Annotated in this window: 22 protein-coding genes and 2 pseudogenes; 17 read left to right on the top strand and 7 right to left on the bottom strand. The window is 41.7% G+C overall.

Translation table 11 applies throughout. The features are described from left to right. Position 1: 1 nt before the first annotated feature. The 7 genes and pseudogenes from coaD to ABWU87_RS11450 all read left to right on the top strand — a co-directional run bounded on the left by coaD (position 2) and on the right by ABWU87_RS11450 (position 7,081). Positions 2 to 454, top strand: a complete 453-nt coding sequence (coaD, locus tag ABWU87_RS11480) for a pantetheine-phosphate adenylyltransferase (protein ID WP_353330842.1) — start codon at positions 2 to 4, stop codon at positions 452 to 454. Positions 455 to 470: 16 nt separating this feature from the next. Further along, positions 471 to 2,048: a S41 family peptidase gene (locus ABWU87_RS11475; RefSeq protein WP_353330840.1), complete on the top strand. Its 1,578-nt coding sequence runs from the start codon at positions 471 to 473 to the stop codon at positions 2,046 to 2,048. A gap of 11 nt (positions 2,049 to 2,059) precedes the next feature. After that, a pseudogene (locus ABWU87_RS11470) lies at positions 2,060 to 2,842 on the top strand (cation-transporting P-type ATPase); the annotation flags it as partial. Between the two features lie 267 nt (positions 2,843 to 3,109). Beyond that, a pseudogene (locus ABWU87_RS11465) lies at positions 3,110 to 4,969 on the top strand (calcium-translocating P-type ATPase, PMCA-type); the annotation flags it as partial. Further along, on the top strand, positions 4,966 to 5,580 hold the full coding sequence (locus tag ABWU87_RS11460) for an HAD family hydrolase (RefSeq protein ID WP_353330839.1): 615 nt from the start codon (positions 4,966 to 4,968) through the stop codon (positions 5,578 to 5,580). The pseudogene ABWU87_RS11465 and the gene ABWU87_RS11460, both read left to right, overlap by 4 nt. 7 nt (positions 5,581 to 5,587) lie before the next feature. Further along, positions 5,588 to 6,526, top strand: coding sequence for a bifunctional riboflavin kinase/FAD synthetase (locus ABWU87_RS11455; protein WP_353330837.1), 939 nt, complete (start codon positions 5,588 to 5,590; stop codon positions 6,524 to 6,526). A gap of 135 nt (positions 6,527 to 6,661) precedes the next feature. Next, complete coding sequence (locus ABWU87_RS11450; RefSeq protein WP_353330835.1) at positions 6,662 to 7,081, top strand: hypothetical protein; 420 nt, start codon at positions 6,662 to 6,664, stop codon at positions 7,079 to 7,081. On the opposite strand, the gene ABWU87_RS11445 is transcribed toward ABWU87_RS11450, so the two are convergent. From ABWU87_RS11445 to ABWU87_RS11435, 3 genes are all read right to left on the bottom strand, one after another. Further along, entirely contained in the window at positions 7,078 to 7,503 is a 426-nt protein-coding gene (locus ABWU87_RS11445; RefSeq protein ID WP_353330833.1) for a SufE family protein, read from the bottom strand. The genes ABWU87_RS11450 and ABWU87_RS11445 overlap by 4 nt on opposite strands. An 18-nt stretch (positions 7,504 to 7,521) precedes the next feature. After that, positions 7,522 to 8,511 (bottom strand): M20 family metallopeptidase, encoded by a 990-nt coding sequence (locus ABWU87_RS11440; protein WP_353330831.1) that lies wholly within the window; start codon positions 8,509 to 8,511, stop codon positions 7,522 to 7,524. Positions 8,512 to 8,609: 98 nt separating this feature from the next. Continuing rightward, entirely contained in the window at positions 8,610 to 9,518 is a 909-nt protein-coding gene (locus tag ABWU87_RS11435; protein WP_353330829.1) for a S66 peptidase family protein, read from the bottom strand. 247 nt (positions 9,519 to 9,765) lie between these two features. Here ABWU87_RS11435 and ABWU87_RS11430 point away from each other — a divergent pair, with 247 nt between their 5' ends. Both ABWU87_RS11430 and buk read left to right on the top strand, forming a co-directional pair. Further along, positions 9,766 to 10,671, top strand: coding sequence for a phosphate acyltransferase (locus ABWU87_RS11430; RefSeq protein ID WP_353330827.1), 906 nt, complete (start codon positions 9,766 to 9,768; stop codon positions 10,669 to 10,671). A 9-nt stretch (positions 10,672 to 10,680) separates the two neighbouring features. Continuing rightward, positions 10,681 to 11,742, top strand: coding sequence for a butyrate kinase (gene buk / locus ABWU87_RS11425; RefSeq protein WP_353330825.1), 1,062 nt, complete (start codon positions 10,681 to 10,683; stop codon positions 11,740 to 11,742). 89 nt (positions 11,743 to 11,831) lie between these two features. Here buk and ABWU87_RS11420 read toward each other — a convergent pair whose 3' ends face one another. The 4 genes from ABWU87_RS11420 to ABWU87_RS11405 form a co-directional block, all read right to left on the bottom strand. Then, positions 11,832 to 12,146, bottom strand: a complete 315-nt coding sequence (locus tag ABWU87_RS11420) for a DUF4491 family protein (protein ID WP_353330823.1) — start codon at positions 12,144 to 12,146, stop codon at positions 11,832 to 11,834. A gap of 7 nt (positions 12,147 to 12,153) precedes the next feature. Next, complete coding sequence (locus ABWU87_RS11415; RefSeq protein WP_353330822.1) at positions 12,154 to 12,618, bottom strand: Lrp/AsnC family transcriptional regulator; 465 nt, start codon at positions 12,616 to 12,618, stop codon at positions 12,154 to 12,156. A gap of 182 nt (positions 12,619 to 12,800) precedes the next feature. Then, complete coding sequence (locus ABWU87_RS11410) at positions 12,801 to 13,667, bottom strand: FKBP-type peptidyl-prolyl cis-trans isomerase (RefSeq protein WP_353330820.1); 867 nt, start codon at positions 13,665 to 13,667, stop codon at positions 12,801 to 12,803. 17 nt (positions 13,668 to 13,684) lie between these two features. After that, positions 13,685 to 14,320, bottom strand: a complete 636-nt coding sequence (locus tag ABWU87_RS11405; protein WP_353330818.1) for an FKBP-type peptidyl-prolyl cis-trans isomerase — start codon at positions 14,318 to 14,320, stop codon at positions 13,685 to 13,687. Between the two features lie 110 nt (positions 14,321 to 14,430). Between ABWU87_RS11405 and ABWU87_RS11400 the strand changes: the two genes are divergently transcribed. The 8 genes from ABWU87_RS11400 (at position 14,431) to ABWU87_RS11365 (ending at position 22,446) form a co-directional block, all read left to right on the top strand. Beyond that, positions 14,431 to 15,144, top strand: a complete 714-nt coding sequence (locus ABWU87_RS11400; protein ID WP_353330816.1) for an SIR2 family NAD-dependent protein deacylase — start codon at positions 14,431 to 14,433, stop codon at positions 15,142 to 15,144. A 58-nt stretch (positions 15,145 to 15,202) separates the two neighbouring features. Beyond that, positions 15,203 to 15,367 carry a rubredoxin gene (rd, locus tag ABWU87_RS11395; RefSeq protein ID WP_353330814.1) on the top strand — a complete coding sequence of 55 codons (165 nt, stop codon included), beginning with the start codon at positions 15,203 to 15,205 and terminating at the stop codon, positions 15,365 to 15,367. A 334-nt stretch (positions 15,368 to 15,701) separates the two neighbouring features. After that, complete coding sequence (locus tag ABWU87_RS11390; protein WP_353330812.1) at positions 15,702 to 17,375, top strand: nucleoside kinase; 1,674 nt, start codon at positions 15,702 to 15,704, stop codon at positions 17,373 to 17,375. Positions 17,376 to 17,497: 122 nt separating this feature from the next. After that, a complete protein-coding gene (gene rpoN / locus ABWU87_RS11385; RefSeq protein ID WP_353330810.1) occupies positions 17,498 to 18,961 on the top strand; it encodes an RNA polymerase factor sigma-54 in 1,464 nt (487 codons plus the stop codon). Between the two features lie 20 nt (positions 18,962 to 18,981). Continuing rightward, the gene (locus ABWU87_RS11380; RefSeq protein WP_353330808.1) at positions 18,982 to 19,599 is read left to right on the top strand and encodes a hypothetical protein; all 618 of its coding nucleotides are present in this window, start codon (positions 18,982 to 18,984) and stop codon (positions 19,597 to 19,599) included. 27 nt (positions 19,600 to 19,626) lie between these two features. Beyond that, positions 19,627 to 20,007 carry a glycine cleavage system protein GcvH gene (gene gcvH / locus ABWU87_RS11375; protein ID WP_353330806.1) on the top strand — a complete coding sequence of 127 codons (381 nt, stop codon included), beginning with the start codon at positions 19,627 to 19,629 and terminating at the stop codon, positions 20,005 to 20,007. A gap of 9 nt (positions 20,008 to 20,016) precedes the next feature. After that, positions 20,017 to 20,523, top strand: a complete 507-nt coding sequence (gene purE / locus ABWU87_RS11370) for a 5-(carboxyamino)imidazole ribonucleotide mutase (protein ID WP_353330805.1) — start codon at positions 20,017 to 20,019, stop codon at positions 20,521 to 20,523. A gap of 78 nt (positions 20,524 to 20,601) precedes the next feature. Then, on the top strand, positions 20,602 to 22,446 hold the full coding sequence (locus ABWU87_RS11365; RefSeq protein ID WP_353330803.1) for a 4-hydroxy-3-methylbut-2-en-1-yl diphosphate synthase: 1,845 nt from the start codon (positions 20,602 to 20,604) through the stop codon (positions 22,444 to 22,446). The last annotated feature ends 68 nt before the right edge of the window (positions 22,447 to 22,514 follow it).

Below are 22,514 nucleotides of genomic sequence, written 5' to 3'. Positions count from 1 at the left end.
TATGAGAAGAGCTATATTTCCCGGTACATTCGATCCTTTTACAATAGGTCACTACTCGGTAGTGAAAAGGGCTTTGACCTTTATGGATGAGGTTGTGATTGGTATTGGTATTAATGAGAATAAAAGAACTTACTTCCCGATAGAAAAACGGGTGGAGATGATTCAGGATCTTTATAAAGATGAACCTAGAGTAATAATTAAACCCTACAGTTCGCTGACGATTGATTTTGCAACATCTGTTGATGCTAAATTTATTGTACGTGGAATACGCACAGTGAAGGACTTTGAATACGAAGAAACGATTGCCGATATCAACAGACAGTTGGCCGGGATTGAGACAATTCTGTTATTTACAGAACCGGAACTGACCAGTGTGAGCTCCACAATTGTTAGAGAACTTTTACAATATAACAAAGATATCAGCTGCTTTATTCCTAAAGGAATGAAGATCTGACCGAAAAAAAGATTAAATGAAGAAAATAGTTGTTTCTTTAGCATGCTTGCTGGCTGTTGGTGCGCAGGCTCAAAATAACGGAAGCATTGCGTCCCGTAAATTACATATGGCTGAGTTTGCAATCAATAACCTCTACGTAGATAAAGTAAATGAAGATAAATTAGTGGAGGAAGCAATCATCAAGATGCTGTCAACCCTTGACCCTCACTCTACATACGCCAATCCGGAAGAGGTAAAAAAACTGAATGAACCTTTACAGGGTAACTTCGAGGGTATAGGGATTCAGTTCAATATGGCTGAGGATACCTTGCTGGTTATCCAACCGGTTTCGGGAGGTCCGTCGGAAAAGGTTGGAATTATGGCTGGCGACCGTATTATTGCAGTCAATGATACAGCTATTGCCGGCGTAAAAATGAGCACGGATGATGTGATGAGTAGATTGAAAGGTCCTAAAGGTACAACTGTAAGACTGAAAGTGCTTAGAAGAGGGGTGCGTGATGTTTTGAACTTTACTGTAAAGCGCGACCGTATTCCCCTTTATAGCTTGGATGCTTCTTACATCATCAAGAATAAAATAGGCTATATCCGCATCAGCCGTTTTGCATCGACAACCGCCGATGAGTTTATCAAGGCATTGAAAACACTGAAAGACCAGGGAATGAAAGATTTAATTCTTGATCTGCAGGATAACGGAGGAGGTTACCTGAATGCTGCAATTGATATGGCTAACGAGTTTCTCGGGAAAAAAGAACTGATTGTGTATACGGAAGGACATCGTGCGCCGCGAAGTGAGTTTTTTGCAAAAGGAACAGGACGGTTCCAGAATGGAAGATTGGTAGTGTTGGTGAATGAGTTCTCTGCATCGGCAAGTGAAATTCTATCCGGAGCAATACAGGATTGGGACAGAGGACTAATTGTGGGACGCCGTTCTTTTGGAAAAGGATTGGTACAACGGCCTATCGATTTGCCCGACGGATCTATGATTCGATTGACGGTAGCCCGCTATTATACTCCTGCCGGACGCTGTATCCAGAAACCATATGAGAATATTGAGAAATATAACATGGATTTGATTAACCGTTATAATAAAGGTGAGATGATGAACTCAGACAGTATTCATTTCCCCGATTCTCTAAAATCAAAAACAAAGAAACTGGAACGAGTTGTTTATGGCGGCGGGGGAATAATGCCGGACTACTTTGTGCCGGTGGACACTACTTTGTACACAGACTATCATCGTAATCTCGTAGCAAAAGGAGTGATTCTTAATGTAACGCTTAAATATGTGGAAAATCACCGGAAGGAACTTCTGAATAAATACAAGAAATTCAGCGATTATAAAGATAAATTTGAAGTGAATGAAGCTTTGATAAACGAGCTCATTGCTGCCGGAGATGCTGCTAAAATTGAGATGAAGAAGGATCAATTCAAGATCTCTGAACCGCTGATTAAGACCCAATTGAAGGCGATGATTGCACGTGACTTATGGGATATGAGTGAATATTATAAAGTAATGAACGACATAAATCCTACGATCCAAAAGGCGGTAGAGATACTACAGTCGGGAGATTATGAAAGAAAACTTAATAAATAAGCTAAATATATATGACTGCTACTAAGAAAGATTATTATCACATTGGACTCAATGACCAACAGGTTAATGAAAGTCGTGAGAAAAATGGAACAAACTTACTGACGCCCCCCAAGCGTACTTCTCTTTGGAAGCTTTATCTGGAGAAGTTTGAAGACCCTGTGGTGCGTGTGCTGCTTGTGGCTGCAATGTTTTCATTGATGATTGCTATCATTGAAAATGAATATGCAGAAACCATCGGTATCTTTTTCGCAATCTTCCTGGCAACAGGCATTGGCTTTTATTTTGAATATGATGCCGGCAAGAAGTTTGATTTGCTGAATGCAGTCAATGAAGAAATTGCCGTTAAAGTATTAAGAAACGGGAAAATACAGGAAATTCCACGGAAAGATATAGTAGTGGGTGATATTGTGATTCTTGAAACCGGTGAGGAAGTGCCTGCAGATGGAGAATTGATCGAAGCAATCTCCATGCAGATCAATGAATCTAACCTGACCGGAGAACCTATTGTGGAAAAAACAACTGATGAATCGCAATTTGATGAAGAGGCAACTTACGCTTCTAATATGGTGATGCGTGGTACAACTGTAGTTGATGGGCACGGTATTATGGAGGTGCTTCGTGTAGGTGATGCAACTGAGATTGGTAAGGTTGCCAAGCAGTCCACCGAAAAGAATGAGGAGCCTACTCCACTGAACATCCAGTTAACCAAACTGGCAACGTTTGTTGGAACCATCGGTTTTTCAGTTGCACTGGCTACCTTCCTTGTTTTCTTTGTCAAAGATGTATTGTTTGCCAGTTCGCTGGAATATGAAGGGGCGGCTCAGGTTAAACTGATTGGTCCTAAAATCATCTCGATTGCTGCAATCCTGGGATTGATGATTGCTTCCATTAAAATGTGGATGCCTCATAAATTCTCTGAAGCAATTAACCGTCGTTCATCTTGGTTTTGGACACTGATAGCAATCTTCTCATTCCTGATTGCGGCTGTAGCAGGTTTCCTTGCATACGGGCTTGATAAGACCGAATTGGATAACTGGCAATCTTATATGGCGGTATTCCAGTTAGTACTTAAATACTTTATGATGGCGGTTACCTTGATTGTAGTTGCTGTTCCGGAAGGATTGCCAATGAGTGTAACGCTCAGTCTGGCTCTGAATATGCGTCGTATGCTTTCTACTAATAACCTTGTGCGCAAGATGCATGCATGCGAAACGATGGGAGCGGTTACCGTAATCTGTACCGATAAGACAGGTACACTGACCCAAAACCTGATGCAGGTGCACGAAACCAAGTTTTTTGGACTTAAAGAAAGTGGAGTGCTAGCTAATGATAAAATCAGCAGCTTGATAAAAGAAGGCATCAGTTCAAATTCAACCGCATTTCTGGAAGAAAGCTCTGAGAACGATAAACCTAAAGGGGTAGGTAACCCAACTGAAGTTGCATTGCTTTTATGGCTCAATTCTCAGAATGTGAATTATCTTGAACTTCGCGAAGATGCTAAAGTGTACGATCAACTCACATTCTCTACCGAAAGGAAGTTCATGGCTACGTTGGTACAGTCCTCACTTCTGGAAGGAAAGAAGATACTTTACATGAAAGGGGCTCCCGAAATTGTATTGGGAAAATGTAAACAGGTAATCCTTGGTGATAAAGTGGTGCCTGCGGCAGAATATCGCCCAACCATTGAAGCGCAATTGCTGGCATATCAGAATATGGCCATGCGTACGCTGGGATTTGCTTATAAAATAGTGGATGCAAGTACACCGAATGATTGTGTGGACCTGGCTGCCGGGAATGACTTAAACTTCCTGGGAGTTGTGGCCATATCCGACCCGATCCGTCTGGATGTGCCTGCTGCAGTAGGCAAATGTCAGTCGGCAGGAATCGATGTGAAGATTGTGACAGGTGATACTCCGGGAACAGCAAAGGAGATTGCCCGCCAGATTGGTCTATGGACAGAGAAAGATACCGAACGGAACCATATAACAGGTGCCGGTTTTGCCGAACTCAGCGATGAGGAGTTGCTGGATAGAGTATTGGACCTGAAGATTATGTCGCGAGCTCGTCCTACAGATAAGCAACGACTTGTTCAGTTGCTGCAGCAAAAAGGTGCAGTGGTAGCTGTTACCGGTGACGGAACAAATGATGCTCCAGCCTTGAATCACGCTCAGGTGGGACTTTCCATGGGTACAGGAACCTCTGTAGCTAAAGAAGCCAGTGATATTACACTGATGGACGATTCATTTAACAGCATCAGTACCGCAGTAATGTGGGGGCGTTCTCTGTACAAGAATATTCAGCGCTTTATAGTTTTCCAGCTGACCATTAACTTTGTGGCATTGCTTATTGTACTGCTTGGTGCATTTATCGGGACTGAACTTCCGCTGACGGTTACACAGATGCTTTGGGTGAACCTGATTATGGATACTTTTGCCGCCTTGGCACTTGCCTCAATTCCGCCTAGTGACGAGGTTATGAAAGAAAAGCCACGTAAGGGTACCGACTTTATTATCTCAAAGCAGATGCGTTATAACATTCTTGGAGTAGGTGGCGCCTTTCTGGTTCTTCTTTTAGGAATGATTTATCACTATACCGGAAATATCGGTGATATGAGTGTGCACAACCTGACGGTATTCTTTACTACGTTTGTGATGCTGCAATTCTGGAACCTCTTCAACGCCCGTGTATTTGGCACCAATGATTCTGCGTTCAAAGGAATCAGAAAATCATACGGAATAGAACTTGTATTGGTGCTGATCCTTGCAGGTCAGTTCCTCATTGTACAGTTTGGCGGTAAGGTATTCCGTACGGAGCCTCTTAGTCTTAGTACCTGGGCAGCTATTTTCGGTTTAACCTCTGTTGTGTTGTGGGTTGGTGAGTTGCTACGCTTATTCAAACGCTTGAAAAGCAATAAAAGATGAATCATAAAATTAAAAACCTGATACTGGATTTCGGAGGAGTACTGGTTGATCTTGATCGCTCCCGTTGCATCGAGTCGTTTAAGGCGATGGGAGCCGACTGCATCGAAGAAATGCTGAATCCTTATTATCAGCAGGGATTACTCATGAAACTCGAAAAGGGCGAAATTACAACCGACCAGTTTCATGATGAATTAAGACAGACTGTTGGTAAAGAGATGAGTGATAAACAGATAGATGATGCCTGGAATAGTTTTCTGGTGAACGTACCCACTTATAAACTTGACTTGCTGCTGAAACTTCGTGAACATTACTCTGTTTTCCTGCTAAGTAATACGAATGCTATTCACTGGGAAATGTCGTGTGAACGATTTTTTTCATACAAGAACCTTCAGGTTGAGGATTTCTTTGAGAAGATATTTCTCTCTTATCAAATGCATCAGTTAAAACCTTCGAAAGAGATTTTTGAAACAGTAATGGCAGTAACAGGTATCCAACCGGAAGATACATTCTTTATTGATGATTCCGAGGCCAATTGCATAACAGCTCAGTCACTTGGCATTCATACATATACCCCCAAAGCACACGAGGATTGGGGGCATATTTTTAAATAATGAGAAGATGAGAATTGTTTCCGATCCAAAAGATTGTAACATAGAGCCCTGCGTTGCTACCATTGGTTTTTTTGATGGTGTTCATCAAGGACACCGTTTTCTCATAGAACAAATAAAAGAAGTGGCGAAACGCAAGGGATTACCTTCCGCTCTGATCACTTTTCCTGTGCATCCACGCAAAGTTCTTGATCCGTCTCACCGTATTGAGCTCCTTTCAACTTTTGAGGAGAAAGTGCATCTATTAAGTCAGACAGGAGTAGATTACTGCTTTCTGTTGAATTTTAACGCCGAGATATCATCACTTACAGCAAGTGAGTTTATGACCGGTGTTCTCAAAAAGCAGTTCAAAGTTGATTCACTCGTTATTGGATACGATCATCGTTTTGGCCATAAACGAAGTGAAGGATTTGAAGATTATTGCCTATGCGGACAGGAGATAGGAATGGAAGTGATTCAGGCAGAGCCTTTCATGCAAGAAGGATTGAAAATCAGTTCTTCTGCTATCCGTAAGGCTCTTTCGGGAGCAGACTTGGATTTGGCGAATCAGTTTTTGGGATACAACTATTATTTGGAAGGAGAGGTTGTTACCGGACAGCAGTTAGGACGAACCATTGGCTTTCCGACAGCTAATCTGAACCCTGATCCGGATAAAATTATTCCAGCCGACGGTGTTTATGCAGTTCAAGTCACTGTTGAAGAGAAGAATTTTGCCGGGATGATGAATATCGGGCATCGACCGACCATTGATGATGGACTTAATCGTACACTGGAGGTAAATATTCTAGACTTTAATGAGGATATTTATGGAAAAGAAATAAAGGTCTCTTTTGTAAAACGTATCCGTCCGGAGGTCAAATTTAATGGTCTGGATGCATTGAAGGCTCAGATTCAGGATGACCAGCGTAAAGTTGAGGAAATATTTAGAAACAAGCCATTTGTCTCTTAAACTGTCACGTTTTAATCTCTTATTTACTTTGAAAAGAGCAATGTTTGCGGAATCTTAAAATGAACTTTATTCTCTCTTTCTTTGTTGTTTGTATTGCCAGTGTTGCGAAAACGATATTAATTTAATGGCAGAGATATGGATACAATCACAAAGGGAGTGTTTCTGATTACTAACATCAGGCATAAAGAAAAGATACAATGGATTAAGCGGATCATTAATTCCCAGTTGGGAGTTACAGAAGTTTCAGTAAATCCTTCAAACATGTTGATGAAAGTAGAATATGATCCAGCTATGATCTCTCCTCGGAACATGCAGATACTTGTTCGATCCGTAGGATGCGGATTACTGATTGATGAGAAAAAGATTCATGATCGGCTCAGACAGAAAAGCAGGATAAAGCGTGATACGATCTCTTTTATTCTTACTGCCCTACTTTTTGGAGTCTCCTTTTTTACATGGAAATATGAGTGGGGGTACATTGCCGTTACCTCGACAGGTATACTATTCCTTACTTCGTTGATAGTACTTATAGTAGAGCAAAGGAGGATTTCTTAATTTCCTCCTTTTGCTTTGTATGCCAGTGCGTACATTCTCATTTGTTTGACCATTGACAGAAGGCCGTTGCTACGGGTAGGTGAAAGATGCTCTCTCAATCCGATTCTGTCAATGAAATAAAGTTCGCTTTCCAGTATTTCATCAGGCGTATGATCTGATACTACTTTTATTAGAAGAGCAATGATTCCTTTTACAATAAGAGCATCACTCTCTGCCTTGAAAATGAGTTTCCCGTCAATCTGATCTGCCTGAAGCCATACCCGGCTTTGGCATCCTTGAATCAGGTTTTGTTCCGTCTTATATTGTTCTTCCAAAGGTTCCTGTTCGTTTCCTAAATCAATAAGTAACTGATATCTATCCATCCAGTCATCGAAACTGCTGAATTCTTCAATTACCTCTTCCTGTAATTCATTAATGGTCATATGATTTTTATTTCAAAATTATTTTTCGTTATATAATACCTCTAAAACGGTTTGTCCTACAGCTTTGAGCGTTGAACGGTCTATGATATTCATATTATCATCCGTTGTATGCCAGAATGCACCGAATCCGCCCTCCTGACTGCTCATATCTGTCGGAATGATGTCAATGCAAGGGATCCTTGCAATACGATTTACAAAAAGGTGATCGTCTGTAACCAGTCCTCCATCCTCATTTATAAAATAACTGTTATATCCCAATGAAGAAGCTTTGCTCCAAACTTTCTTAACTATTGGTTCTGCAAACTGTTTTGAATATCCTTCTTTATAAAAAGTGGCTCCTTTTCCACCAACCATGTCAAGCAGTATTCCGAAACGGGCATTGTATCCTTCAACATGCGGGTTGTTTGCCCAATATTGTGTTCCCAGACACCAGCTCTCTTCTTTATGTTCTCCATTATAGAACTCCGGTGTGCCATAATCCTCCGCATCAAAGAAGATGATGTCTACTCCGATTGATGGAGCTTTTTTATTAATTTGACGGGCAATTTCAAGAAGAACTCCCACACCGCTGGCGGCGTCATTGGCTCCTAAAATAGGAGTGTGATGTTTTGATTCATCTTTATCATTGTCAGCCCACGGACGAGTGTCCCAATGAGCAAACAGCAGTACTCTTTTTTTTGTTTCGGGATTATATGATCCTATAATATTGCGTCCTTTTAGGAGTGTTCCGTCGTAAGCTATAAGATCTGCATACTGATTGGTGACCTTAGCACCGAAAGAAGTCAGTTTTCCGGCAAGATATTCTCCGCAGTTTTTATGCTCTTTTGTATTGGGAACTCTCGGACCAAAATCGACCTGAGCCTTTACATAATTGTATGCACTATCAGCATCAAAGTCGGGTGCTTTTACTATCTCTTCTTTCTGGTTGGAAGATTTGTTGTTAGTTCCGCAGGAAGCGCATGCAAAAAGCAGCGTTGCCAATATCAGCAGAAAATAGTTCTTTTTCATTCTTTGACTATTTGAGTTTATGTTTCAAAAGTACAAATCTTTAAGTAGATAATTCTTTTTTGTACCCTTGTTTTCACAAAATTATACGAAAGTACAGATTATTTGAATATCAACTCTGCACCGTTGTCTTCTACAATCAGTTCAACTTCTCCACCACAAATCAAAGGTACGTTGTTGGCAATATGTCCAACCGGGAAATCAAAGCATACCGGATAACCATAAGGTTTAACCAGGTCGGCAATCATCTCATATACCTCTTTACCCATTGACGGATCCTCATCATATTCTGTGAATTGTCCTATTATCAAGCCTGAAATTTTCTCAAGAATCCCTCCAAGCTTCAGGTTATGCATCATCCGGTCAATATGATATGGTCGTTCTCCTATGTCCTCAAGGAATAAAATCGTTCCTTCTGCAGGGATGTCAAATGGAGTACCTCTCATTCCGTAAAGCACAGATAGATTTCCTCCTCGAAGGACTCCTTCTGCTTTTCCTTTGATGTTACGTGTGTGTTTGGGCGATTTATAAACAGGCAATTCCCCAAAGAGTATGTTTTTAAGATGCATTGAACATGGATCGTCGGACGGCTCAACGGTCAGATGTCTTGCCATTAATGAGTGGATTGATGCAAAGCCTTTTTGCTGAAAAAGTCCATGTAGTAGAGTAATATCACTGTATCCCAATAACCACTTAGGATGTTCCAAGAATTTAGTAAAACTGATCTGGTCAATGAGGTGAATGGCGCCATAACCTCCACGACTGCAAAGAATTGCTTTTGTCTCTTCATCGTCCATTGCAGACTGAAGATCGGCTATTCGCTGTTTTGTTGATCCAGAAAATCGTCCGTTCTCTCCTGCGGCATGTTTACTAAAAGCAACTTTTAACCCCCACGATTCGATTGTTTTTTTTGCTCCATTCAGGAAATTTTTATCTATCTTTCCAGCAGGAGATATGATGGTAACCTTGTCTCCCGATTTAAGAATGGGAGGAAATTGAAACGTACTCATATATATCTATTTTTTGCAAATGTACATTAAAATCTGAATAAGGTAAACAATATGTTGATAATTGCTGAAAAAGGTATAAAGAAGCACTGATTTACTAGTTCTTTAGTCCTTTTTGAACTATCAATTTGATAGGTTGATAGTGCAGTTATACCTGTATTGTTAATTTTATACTTCCCTTTTGATTATTTTTTTGCCAGATGAATAGATTTCAAACTTTTTTCGCATATTTGCTAAAAATACAATCCTTATGGTTCCAATATGTAGTTTTGAACAGTTAACAGCTCATTTGATGACATCAAAGAGACGCAAACGAATTGCTGTGGTTTGCGCCAATGATCCAAATACTGAGTATGCCATAGCACGTGCTCTTGAAGAGGGGATTGCCGAGTTCCTGATGATAGGTGACTCAGCGATTCTGGAGAAATATCAGACTTTAAAGAAATACCCCGAGTTTGTTAGAACCATTCACATAGAAGACCCCGACGAGGCGGCAATTGAGGCTGTTCGTATTGTAAGAGATGGCGGAGCAGATATCCTGATGAAAGGAATCATTAATACGGACAACCTGCTACGTGCCATACTTGATAAGGAAAAAGGATTGCTCCCTGCAGGAAAGGTGCTGACCCATTTGTCGGTCATGCAGATTCCTAGTTACCATAAACTGCTTTTTTTCTCAGATGCAGCAGTAATACCCCGTCCTTCACTCCAGCAACGTATTGAAATGATTTGGTATGCAATACATACATGCCGTAGTTTTGGCATTGAACAGCCTCGCATTTCGTTGATTCATTGCACCGAGAAAGTAAGTTCCAAGTTTCCTCATTCGTTGGATTATGTGAATATTGTTGAGCTTGCGGAAGCTGGTGAATTTGGTAATGTAATAATTGACGGGCCGCTCGATGTACGTACCTCTTGCGAACAGGCAAGCGGTGATATCAAAGGTATAGTTTCTCCTATAGACGGGAAGGCTGATGTGCTTATCTTCCCAAATATTGAATCTGGAAATGCATTTTATAAAGGGGTTTCACTTTTCTGTAATGCCCAAATGGCAGGTCTGTTGCAAGGGCCAATTTGTCCTGTGGTATTACCCTCCAGAAGTGATAGCGGACTTTCTAAATATTACAGTATAGCAATGGCTTGTTTAACCTCATAATATTACTCTATGAAAATCCTGGCGATTAACCCCGGCTCAACATCTACAAAGATTGCCGTCTATGAAAATGAAAAGCGTTTGTTTGTAAAAACATTCTATCATTCGATTGAAACTCTCTCTCCTTTTCCAACAATAAATTCACAGTATGAATTTCGTAAAGAGTTAATACTTGCAGAACTGAAAAAGGAAGATGTCTTATTTCTCTTTGATGCAGTTGTAGGTCGTGGCGGGTTACTTAAGCCTATTCCAAGCGGAGTATATGAGGTAAACGAAACAATGCTAAAAGATTTACGGAATGCATCAATGCAGCATGCCAGTAACTTAGGTGGCTTGCTGGCCGAAGATATTTCCCGATCTATCCCTGGGTGTAAGGCCTACATTGCCGATCCGGTTGTTGTTGATGAACTGGAGGATGTTGCCCGTATTTCTGGATTGCCTATGCTCCCCCGTGTTTCTATTTTTCATGCACTGAATCACAAGGCTGTAGGACGTAAATATGCTCGGAGCATTAATAAGAACTATGAGAAGATGAATTTGGTCATTGCTCATTTAGGAGGAGGGATATCAGTTGCAGCCCATCGCTGCGGACGGGTAATTGATGTTAATAATGCATTAAATGGTAGTGGCCCTTTTTCGCCTGAGAGAGCTGGAACGCTTTCTGCCAGAGCATTAGCCGAACTTTGCTTCAGTGGGAAATATTCGCTCCAAGAAATTGATAAGATGATTTGTGGAAAAGGAGGAGTGATGGCTCATCTAGGAACTACCGACATGCCTGCGGTTATAAAAAAAATTAATGATGGAGATGCTAATGCCGAATTAATTGTCGATGCTATGATTTACACTGTAGCTAAAGAAATAGGATCCATGTGTGTTTCTTTACGAGGCAATGTAGATGCTATCATCTTGACAGGAGGAATAGCTTATAACAGTTATTGTGTAGACAGGCTGATTGGTCAGATAGATTTTTTGGCACCTATCCACATATTCCCAGGAGAGGATGAGATGGAGGCTTTGGCATTTAATGCGCTCGAAGCATTACAGGGAAACATTGTATGTAAGGTCTACAACTAATAAAAAAAGAGAACGCATTACTATATGCGTTCTCTTTTTTCTGTATATAAAGTTGAGAAATGAAATCTATTTTCAGATTAGCCCGGGTTTTAAAATTTGTAGGTTCGTTTAGGATTCTTAGGAAACCATCCTTTCTTTACACGCTTTTCCTGGTCAAAAATCTCCTTGATAGTCCAGAATGAAGAAAACGCAAAGACTCCCAGCAAAGAAGAAAAAAATACATCTTCAGTTGCAAAAGAGGCAATAACCCCAGCAACCCCTAATATAAGAAAGATCCACCAACATTTTGTACTCCAATAATATTCCGCTTTAATCACAATAGGATGAAAGAGCCCTATTATCAGGAAGGTGCAGATTCCTATTACAAGTCCGGTAAGATGATAAGAGTTTAACAAGTCAGTCATCTGGTTTTTATTTATCTGCTTTAATTGGAACTTCTTTCTTGATGCTCTGTTCTAAAGAAATCAGTGTCTCAGTAGCTGTAACTCCTGGGATTTCCTGCATTTTCGAATTGAGCAGCTCCATCAGGTGCTCATTATCGCAAGCGTATACTTTTGTAAGCATGGTGTATGGCCCTGTTGTGAAATGGCATTCCACAACCTCTGGAATTTTTTCAAGCTGTGCCACCACATTTTTGTACATGGATCCTTTTTCCAGTTTAATACCTACATAAGTGCAGGTTCTGTATCCTAAACTCTTAGGATTTACGTGATATCCGGAACCAACGATTACACCCAGGTCTATCAATCGTTGAACACGTTGATGGATAGCTGCGCGCGATACGCCACATTCTGCAGCGACATCTTTAAACGGGATGCGTGCGTTCTGTGAAATTATCTCCAGAATCTGCCTGTCAAGACTATCAATTTTTTCCATATAAATGAATATAAGTTCTTATTTAGTATCAAAAAGTAAGCAAATATAGAGAATTATTTTAATTTTCCTATCATTTATTGCAAATTATTCATTTTTGTATTTACAACAAACAAATTGATGACAGTTATAAAAAAAAGGGCACCCTGACAAGGTGCCCCTTAAATATAGATATATGCTTTATATTACTTCGCGATTTCAAGTAATTCAACTTCAAAAATCAAAGTTGAGAAAGGTTTGATTGTACCTGTATCTCTTGAACCGTAAGCCAATTCCTGAGGAATGTATAGAATCCACTTAGAACCAACAGGCATCAGTTTCAAGGCTTCTGTCCATCCCTTGATTACCTGGTTAGCTACAAATTCTACTGGTTGGTTTTTTTTGTAAGAGCTGTCGAACTCTGTACCATCAATCAAAGTTCCTTTATAGTGTACTTTTACTTTAGAAGTATCTGTAGGGATTGCTCCTGTTCCTGCTTTTACAATTTTGTATTGAAGACCGCTTGGAGTAGTTACTACACCTGGTTTTGTTTTATTTGCAGCAAGGAAATCCTGGCCTGCTTTTTTGTTTGCGGCATATGTTTTTTCAAGTGATTTAGACTTGATTCTTTCCATATTCATTCTTGCATATTGCTGAGCTTCTTCCATGGTCATCTTGCCACCCTTGTTCAATGTTCCTGCAATGAAACCTGACATGAAGTTTTCTACACTGATGGTCTTTGTAGAGTCATCACCGAACAACTCTCTGTTTACACCCTTGATCATCTGGTTTTTGATCTGTTGTCCGATTTGAAGACCTGCATAGTAAGCGTCTTTCTTTTTGCTTGTTTCTTTCACTCCGTCTTTCAAACCTTTGATGAACTCATCCATATTAGTAGTGTCCATCTTAACTTGTTGAACTAAATAATCTTTCAAGCCTTGTGTTTGTGACATACCGATTGAGTAAGACAGTGAGTCGATGTCTGTCTTAAGATTAGCTTTTGGAGCTTTACCTGTACATGAAGCAAGAGTTGCTGCAGCAGCAACAGCCATAAAAATGCTTAATTTTTTCATCTGTTTTAAAGTGTTTATTATAATACTTGAATTAATTCAACATCAAAGATAAGTGTGCTGTGTGGAGGAATCATTTCTCCTGCACCGTGAGCACCATAACCCAGGTTTGAAGGGATATAAAGTCTCCATTTAGAGCCTTCTGGCATCAATTGAAGTGCTTCCACCCATCCCGGAATAACCTGGTTTACACCAAATACTGCAGGTTCGCCTCTTTTTACGGAGCTGTCGAACAATGTGCCGTCAATCAGCGTACCTTCGTAGTGGCATTTCACCTGGTCGGTAGCTTTTGCTTTCTTACCGTTTCCTTCTACCAGAACTTCGTATTGCAATCCGCTGGATAAAGTAATTACATTTTCCTTCTTTTTATTTTCTTCAAGGAATGCAGCTCCTTTTTCAATATTGGCGGCGTTCATTTTTGTTTCCAGCTCTTCAAAATACTTATTCACAATTTCTCGTGCTTCTGTATGGCTCATAGCAGGTTCCTCTCCATTCAGAACAGCTTTGATTGCATTTGCAAAATCTTCTACATTGATACCCTGAGCTCCCATGCTCAAAAGGTTTTGGCCTATACCTAAGCCGATAGCATAACTAAATTTATCCATTCTTGATTTATAAGTGTTATCATTTGGCTTTTTATTTAAGCAGACTAACAATCAGTGGCTTACAAAAAGCTCACAAAAGTAAGAGTTTTATTTGAATGAAACCCTTTTTATGCTTTAAATTTTATTATTTTTGTAACAATCTATTTCTGGGAGGATTTATTATGAAAAAATTGGTTGTTTTGTCAGGTGCCGGGATGAGTGCAGAAAGTGGTGTAAGTACTTTCCGCGATGCCGGGGGCTTATGGGATCGATATCCTGTAGAGGAGGTGGCAACTCCTGAAGGCTACAGGGCCAATCCCGGATTAGTCATTAACTTTTATAACGAACGCCGCCGACAGCTACTTACTGTTGAGCCGAATGAAGGGCATCATCTTGTGGCTGAGCTGGAGAAAAATTTTGATGTGACTGTTGTGACACAAAATATCGATAATCTGCACGAACGTGCAGGGAGTTCGCATATAATTCACCTTCATGGAGAGTTGACTAAGATCTGTTCTTCGTACGACCCCCATGATACGCAATGTATAAAAGAACTAACTCCTGACGAATATGAAGTGAAACTTGGAGATTTGGCTCCTGACGGCTCGCAGTATCGTCCCTATATCGTATGGTTTGGAGAGGCTGTTCCTAAAATAGAAGATGCAATTGACCAGGTGGAGAAAGCAGATATATTTCTGATTATTGGCACATCCATGAATGTCTATCCGGCAGCCGGATTACTAAATTATGTTCGCCCCGGTGCAAAAGTGTTTCTGATTGATCCCAAAGAGGTCAATGTCAGAAGTAACGGACATCAGATTCATGTTATCCGTAAAGTGGCATCCGAAGGGATGAGAGAGCTGCTTCAGCTTCTTTCAGAGAGTGCATCGTCTTGATTTTAAACTTTTTTGTTGTATCTGTTGTTCTTCAATGTGTAACTAAACCGTTTAAGTTATGAAGAAATACAGATGCACTGTTTGTGAATACGTTTATGATCCTGAAAAAGGAGATCCGGAATCTGGAATAGAACCCGGTACTCCGTTTGAGGATGTTCCCGACGATTGGGTTTGCCCCATTTGTGGTGTGGGTAAAGAAGATTTTGAACCTGTGGGTAAGTAACCTTTTACTCTGCAATTATCTCCCAGTAACTTTCAGGTGGCTAATTGCAGGGTAATTTCCCAATTTCATCATTAATTTCATTTCTCTCTTATTGTTTCCCTATTATCTTTGTGAAGCAAGCTTTCTTACCAATGTATTTTTTACAAAAAGATATCTATGTCAGTTACTGCATGTTTTATTATATTCTCTTCCATCTCTTTTCCGACGGGAGTTGCTTATGAATTTTAAAAATATATAAAATAAGCGGTTTGTGTTCAGTTATTCTGTCATTTTATTGACTCCTATCTAAATAAAGACTATATTTAGCCATTAGCCAGCATTAAAATAAATTTGTATGAGAGAAAAAATTCAGATATATTGTCGAAATAATCATATGTGTAAGGAGTTCCCCATTGGTAGTTCCTTGCTGCAGATTTTTAAAGGATTCGACCTTGATTTTCCTTATCAAGTGGTCAGTGCAAAAGTAAATAACCGATCCGAAGGTCTTAATTTCCGCGTTTATAATAATAAAGATGTTGAATTCCTGGATGTAAGAGATCCCTCAGGTATGCGTACCTACGTCCGGTCTTTATGTTTTGTGCTTTGCAAGGCAGTGGATGAAGTTTTTCCAAATGGAACCATATTGCTGGAACATCCCGTTTCAAAAGGATATTTTTGCAATTTACGCATTGGACGTCCGGTTACCGATGAAGATGTAGTGCGCATTAAGCAGCGGATGCAGGAGATTATCGATGAGAATATACCTTTTCATAGGGTGGAGTGTTATATCTCAGAGGCTGTTAAGTTGTTTACCCAACACAATATGATGGATAAGGTTAAGCTGTTGGAAACTTCCGGAGCAATTTATACCTACTATTATACATTGGGCGAGCATGTGGATTATTACTATGGAAGTTTGCTGCCTCGTACCGGCGATATCAAGCTGTTTGATCTGGTTAACTATTACGGAGGTGTGCTCCTTCGGATTCCCAACAAGGAGAATCCCGATATCTTGGAAGAGGTGGTGAAGCAGGAAAAAATGCTTGATGTCTTCAAAGAGTACCTTCGGTGGAGTGATATTATGGACATGAATAATGTGGGCGATTTCAATGAAGTTTGCCTGGCAGGACATACTACCAGCGTTATCAATGTAGCCGAAGCCCTTCAGGAGAAGAAGATTGCTCAGATTGCCGATTCAATATATCATCGGTCCAAGAGTGGAGGTGGCGTTAAACTGGTTCTTATTTCGGGCCCCTCTTCTTCCGGTAAAACTACTTTCTGCAAGCGTCTTTCGGTGCAACTCATGACTAATGGTCTTAAGCCACATTCCATTTCATTGGATAACTATTTTGTGAACCGTGAAGAGACTCCACTTGACGAGAAAGGGAATTATGATTATGAATCTCTTTACGCACTTGATTTGAAACTTTTTAATTCGCATTTACAAGCCCTGCTCCGGGGAGAAGAGGTGGAGATCCCGACCTTTAATTTTACTCAGGGCAAGAAAGAGTATAACGGTCATCGTTTGCGCATCAGTGAAAATACAATTCTGATACTGGAAGGTATTCATGCCTTGAATCCTGAATTGACACCGCTGATTCCGCCCGAAAAGAAGTTCAAGATATACGTCTCTGCATTGACAACCATTTCGCTGGACGATCACAATTGGATACCCACAACGGATAACCGGTTGTTGCGACGCATCATCCGCGATTATAACTACCGTGGATATTCTGCGCAGGAAACCATTTCGCGCTGGCCTAGTGTAAGGGCCGGAGAAGATAAATGGATATTCCCTTATCAGGAGAATGCAGATGTGATGTTTAACTCCGCACTCTTGTTTGAACTGGCAGTTCTTCGAAGTCACGTGGAGCCTATCCTGAACGGAGTTCCCCGTAATTGTCCTGAATATGCAGAGGCTTATCGTCTGCTCAAGTTCATCAAGTATTTTGTGGCGATACAAGATAAGGATATTCCGCCCACATCTCTCCTGAGAGAGTTTCTTGGAGGAAGCAGTTTTAAGTATTAAATCTTTATATCAAAAGAACGCTTTTTTTCTCTTTCATTGAGGAAACAAATAGTATGGAATAGTTCGCAATGTCGAACTATTCATTAATTTTGTAGCGAGTTTACGTTTTTAGAAAATCAAGAATGGTTCAAGGAGCTCATCAGATACAGACACAACAACAGGTTCAGACTCTTTCTCCGCAGCAGATACTGGTCGTAAAGTTACTGGAACTGCCGGCTATAGAGCTGGAGGATCGTGTTCGTGCCGAAATTCTCGAGAATCCCGCGCTTGAAGAGGGACCGGAAGAAACAACGACTGAAGATACCCTGGAAAGAAACTCTCTGGATGAAGATTCATCTGCCAATGATATGGAGGACTTTTCCATGGGTGATTACCTCACCGAGGACGACATCCCCGATTATAAGCTTCAGGAGAATAACCGATCCAGAGAGGAGAAAGCCGAAGATATCCCTTTTTCAGAGGCGATTTCATTTTATGAGATGCTTAAAGAACAACTTGGCGAAAGAAGTCTTGATGAACATCAGCAGGAACTGGCCGAATACCTGATAGGTTCGTTGGACGACGACGGACTGTTGAGGAAAAGCCTTGTAAGCATTGTCGATGATTTGGCTATCTACTCAGGTATTGAAACGAATGAATCGGAGCTGGAACAGACTCTTAAGATGATTCAGGACTTCGACCCTCCCGGAATTGGCGCCCGAACACTGCAAGAGTGTTTGCTAATACAGATTAACCGTAAGGAGGATACCCCCCTTAAACAAATACAGATTCAGATTATTGAAAAGTGCTATGACGAATTTACCCGCAAGCACTGGGATAAGATTATGCAACGGCTTAATCTGACGGATGAAGAATTTAACGAGGCTCTGTCGGAGATCACCCGCTTGAATCCACGTCCGGGAAGTTCATTGGGCGAAGCCATCGGACGGAACCTTCAGCAGATTGTACCCGATTTTATTGTTGAGACCTATGATGACGGAACAATTACGCTAGCCCTGAATAACCGGAATGTTCCTGAACTAAGGATGAGCCGCAGCTTTACCGAAATGCTGGAAGAGCATACCCGCAATAAGGCCAATCAGTCCAAGGAATCCCGGAATGCCATGTTGTTTCTGAAACAGAAAATCGATGCGGCACAAGGATTCATTGATGCCATTAAGCAGCGGCAGAATACGCTGCTCACCACCATGCAGGCCATCATCGATGTGCAACGCCCTTTCTTTCTGGAAGGAGACGAGTCATTGCTAAAGCCCATGATTCTGAAAGATATTGCCGATTGTACTGGCCTGGATATCTCCACCATCTCACGGGTGAGCAACAGTAAATATGTGCAGACCAATTACGGAATCTTTTCATTGAAATATTTCTTTGGCGAAGGATTTACCACCGAAGGCGGAGAAGAGATGTCGCCCAGAGAGATTCGGAGGATTCTGAAAGAGCATATTGACAAAGAAGATAAGAAAAAGCCATTGACGGATGATGAGTTGACAGAGATTCTGAACAAAGAGGGATATCCCATTGCCCGCCGCACCGTGGCCAAATACAGACAGCAGCTCAATATTCCGGTAGCAAGATTAAGAAAATGACAATGAACAAATAAACGGATATGGATAAGAAGAATATAAATACCATTGCACGAATTATTTCCGGGATATTCAACCCCTTTATAGTGCCATTTCTTGCCTTTATGGCTTTATTCTTTTTCTCCTATCTTAGCATGCTTCCGCTTACATACCGGTTGGTAGTTTTGGGAGTTGTTTACGCATTTACCATCCTGATGCCTACTCTTACCATTTTTTTCTTCCGGAAGATAAATGGCTGGGGCATGAGGGCTTTTCGCGATCGGAAAAAACGATTTGTGCCTTACATACTAACTATTTTAAGTTATATAGCCTGTCTGGTAATGATGGTGAAGATGAATCTGCCTCGCTATATGACAGGGATTATTGTTGCCTCGCTCATAGCTATGATTGTTTGCATTCTGCTGAACCTGAAATGGAAGATCAGTGAACATATGACCGCCATTGGAGGGGTTGTAGGCGGATTAATCGCTTTCAGCTTCTTGGTTAATTATAACCCCCTGTTCTGGCTTTCATTTTTTATCCTGGCTTCCGGCTGTCTGGGTACTGCCCGGATTGTGCTGAAACATCATACCTTGCCTGAGGTGCTCACCGGTTTTCTAATCGGCTTCCTCTGTGCAATATTTGGAATTTTGTATCTTTAATTATAAAACTATTAAAAACCGATTATTATGAACTTTCCTGAAAATTTAAAGTACACAAACGAACACGAATGGATTCGTTTAGATGGCGAAATTGCTTATGTAGGTATCACTGATTATGCTCAGGATCAGCTGGGTGATATTGTTTTTGTTGATGTACCAAGTGAGGGTGAAACCCTTGCAGCAGGAGAAGTTTTCGGAACCATTGAGGTTGTGAAGACTATTTCCGATTTGTTTCTTCCTGTTTCCGGCGAGATTATTGAAGTAAACGCCGCTTTGGAAGAGAATCCGGAACTGGTTAATTCCGACCCGTATGGCGAAGGATGGCTCGTGAAGGTAAAGCCGACTGACTTGTCAGAGTTCGATGCTTTGCTCGACGCGACCGCATATCGCGAACTGATTAATGAATAAATATAAATTATGACACCAGTAGTAAGTATTATTATGGGCAGTACATCGGATCTGCCGGTTATGGACAAAGCGGCAGCCTTCCTGAATGACATGGAGGTCCCTTTCGAAATCAACGCATTATCCGCTCATCGTACCCCCGAAGCAGTAGAAGAGTTTTCAAAGAATGCCAAAGAACGTGGTATTAAGATTATTATAGCCGCAGCAGGAATGGCTGCCCATCTTCCGGGCGTTATTGCCGCGTCTACCACATTGCCCGTGATTGGCGTTCCCATCAAGTCAACCCTGGAAGGGATGGATGCCCTTCTTGCCATTGTTCAGATGCCTCCGGGAATTCCGGTAGCTACAGTGGGAATCAATGCTTCCCTTAATGCCGCTATTCTGGCTGTTCAGATTCTATCGCTGTCGGACAAAGAGCTTGAAACGAAGTTATCAGCCTACAAAGATGGCTTGAAAAAGAAGATTGTAAAAGCCAACGAAGAGCTGAAAGAGGTTAAGTATCAGTTTAAAACAAATTAATGCACTTTTCACAAGCCGGCAGAAACCTTTCAATGGGTTTCTGCTGGCTTGTCTCTTGTTTAATCCCAACCAAGCAAAATGGACTATTTCAATTATTCCCGTCGAAAATCATCCGTAGTAAACATTGGTGGCACTCCACTTGGTGGAGATAATCCAATACGTGTACAATCAATGACCAACACATCTACCCAGGATACGGAGGCATGTGTTGCTCAGATTAAACGGATTGTAGCTGCAGGTGGCGAGTATGTGCGCCTTACAACCCAAGGAGTCAAAGAAGCGGAGAACCTGATGAACATCAATATCGCTCTTCGGGAAACCGGTTGCATGGTTCCGTTGGTGGCCGATGTTCATTTCAATCCAAAAGTGGCCGATGTGGCGGCACATTATGCCGAAAAAGTAAGGATCAACCCCGGAAACTATGTCGATTCGGCCCGTACCTTCAAACAACTAGAGTATACCGATGAAGAGTATGCACACGAACTGCAGAAAATCCGCGAGCGCTTTGTGCCCTTCCTTAACATCTGCAAGGAGAACTATACGGCTATCCGCATCGGGGTGAATCACGGTTCACTGTCCGACCGCATCATGAGCCGTTATGGCGATACGCCCGAAGGAATTGTCGAGTCGTGCATGGAATTTCTTCGCATTTGTGTGGAAGAGAATTTCAATGCCGTGGTTATCTCCATCAAGGCATCCAATACGGTGGTGATGGTAAGAACCGTCCGTCTTCTTGTGGCAACGATGGAGAAGGAGGGAATGGAGTTTCCGTTGCACCTCGGGGTTACCGAAGCGGGCGATGCAGAAGACGGAAGAATTAAATCGGCCCTGGGTATCGGCGCTCTTTTGTCGGATGGCCTTGGCGATACCATTCGGGTGTCGCTCAGCGAAGAACCCGAGTTCGAGATTCCGGTAGCCAGAAAACTGGTGGATTATGTAGGCAGCCGTGCCGACCATTTATACATTCCCGGCGTGGCAGCTGATGAATTTGACTACCTTTCCCCTTCCCGACGGAAGACATTTGCCGTGCGGAACATTGGCGGAGACAATCTTCCGGTGGTGATTGCCGACCGGATGGATGGCAATCAGGAGTACAATCCGCAGTTTACCCCCGATTACATCTATGCCGCCCGCGAACTTCCGCAAACCTGCCTCAAAGGAGTGGGATACATTTTGGATGGCGATGTGTGGTCGGGAGAAGAGAACACTTATCCTGCATTCAACTTCAACAGCATTGACGGACTAAAGGCGTCGAAGGCAGAACTCAACTTCCTGTTCCTTCCCTATATGGCGCTGACCGACCAGCTGGCCTTGGAACTGAAAGCAATCAAAAATGTAGTAATCATTTCCCAAAGCAATCACCAGAACCGGTTAGGCGAGCACCGTGCGTTGGTTCACCAGCTCATTTCGGCAGGCTGCGAGCATCCGGTGGTTTTCTTCCAGCAATACATGGAGAATGAGGCCGAAAACCTTCAGGTAAAATCGGCTGCCGACATGGGTGCTCTAGTCTTCGATGGTTTCTGCGACGGCATTTTTCTCTTTAACCAGGGAAGCCTGAGTCACGCGGTGATTGATGCAACCGCCTTCGGTATCCTGCAGGCGGGGCGTATCCGCACCAGTAAAACGGAATACATCTCCTGTCCCGGATGCGGAAGAACCCTTTTCGATCTGCAATCTACCATTGCCCGTGTCAAAGCGGCCACCAGTCACCTTACCGGTCTCAAGATCGGTATCATGGGCTGTATTGTCAACGGTCCCGGCGAAATGGCCGATGCCGATTACGGCTATGTTGGCGCCGGTCGCGGCAAGATTAGCCTTTACAAAAAGAAGGAATGCATTGAAAAGAATATTCCCGAAGAACAGGCAGTCGAGAAGCTGATTGAACTGATCAAGGCTAACGGAGATTATATCGAGAAAGCGTAATTCGCGCCCTATTTTAGTTGCTCACAGAAAATAAAAAACTTCATTCCAAAAAGCAATACATAACTTTT

It is taken from the genome of Bacteroides sedimenti (assembly GCF_040365225.1).
GTDB classification, from domain to species: domain Bacteria; phylum Bacteroidota; class Bacteroidia; order Bacteroidales; family Bacteroidaceae; genus Bacteroides; species Bacteroides sedimenti.
The sequence above is the reverse complement of the archived record's forward strand: the minus strand, read 5'-3'. Positions and strand labels throughout refer to the sequence as shown.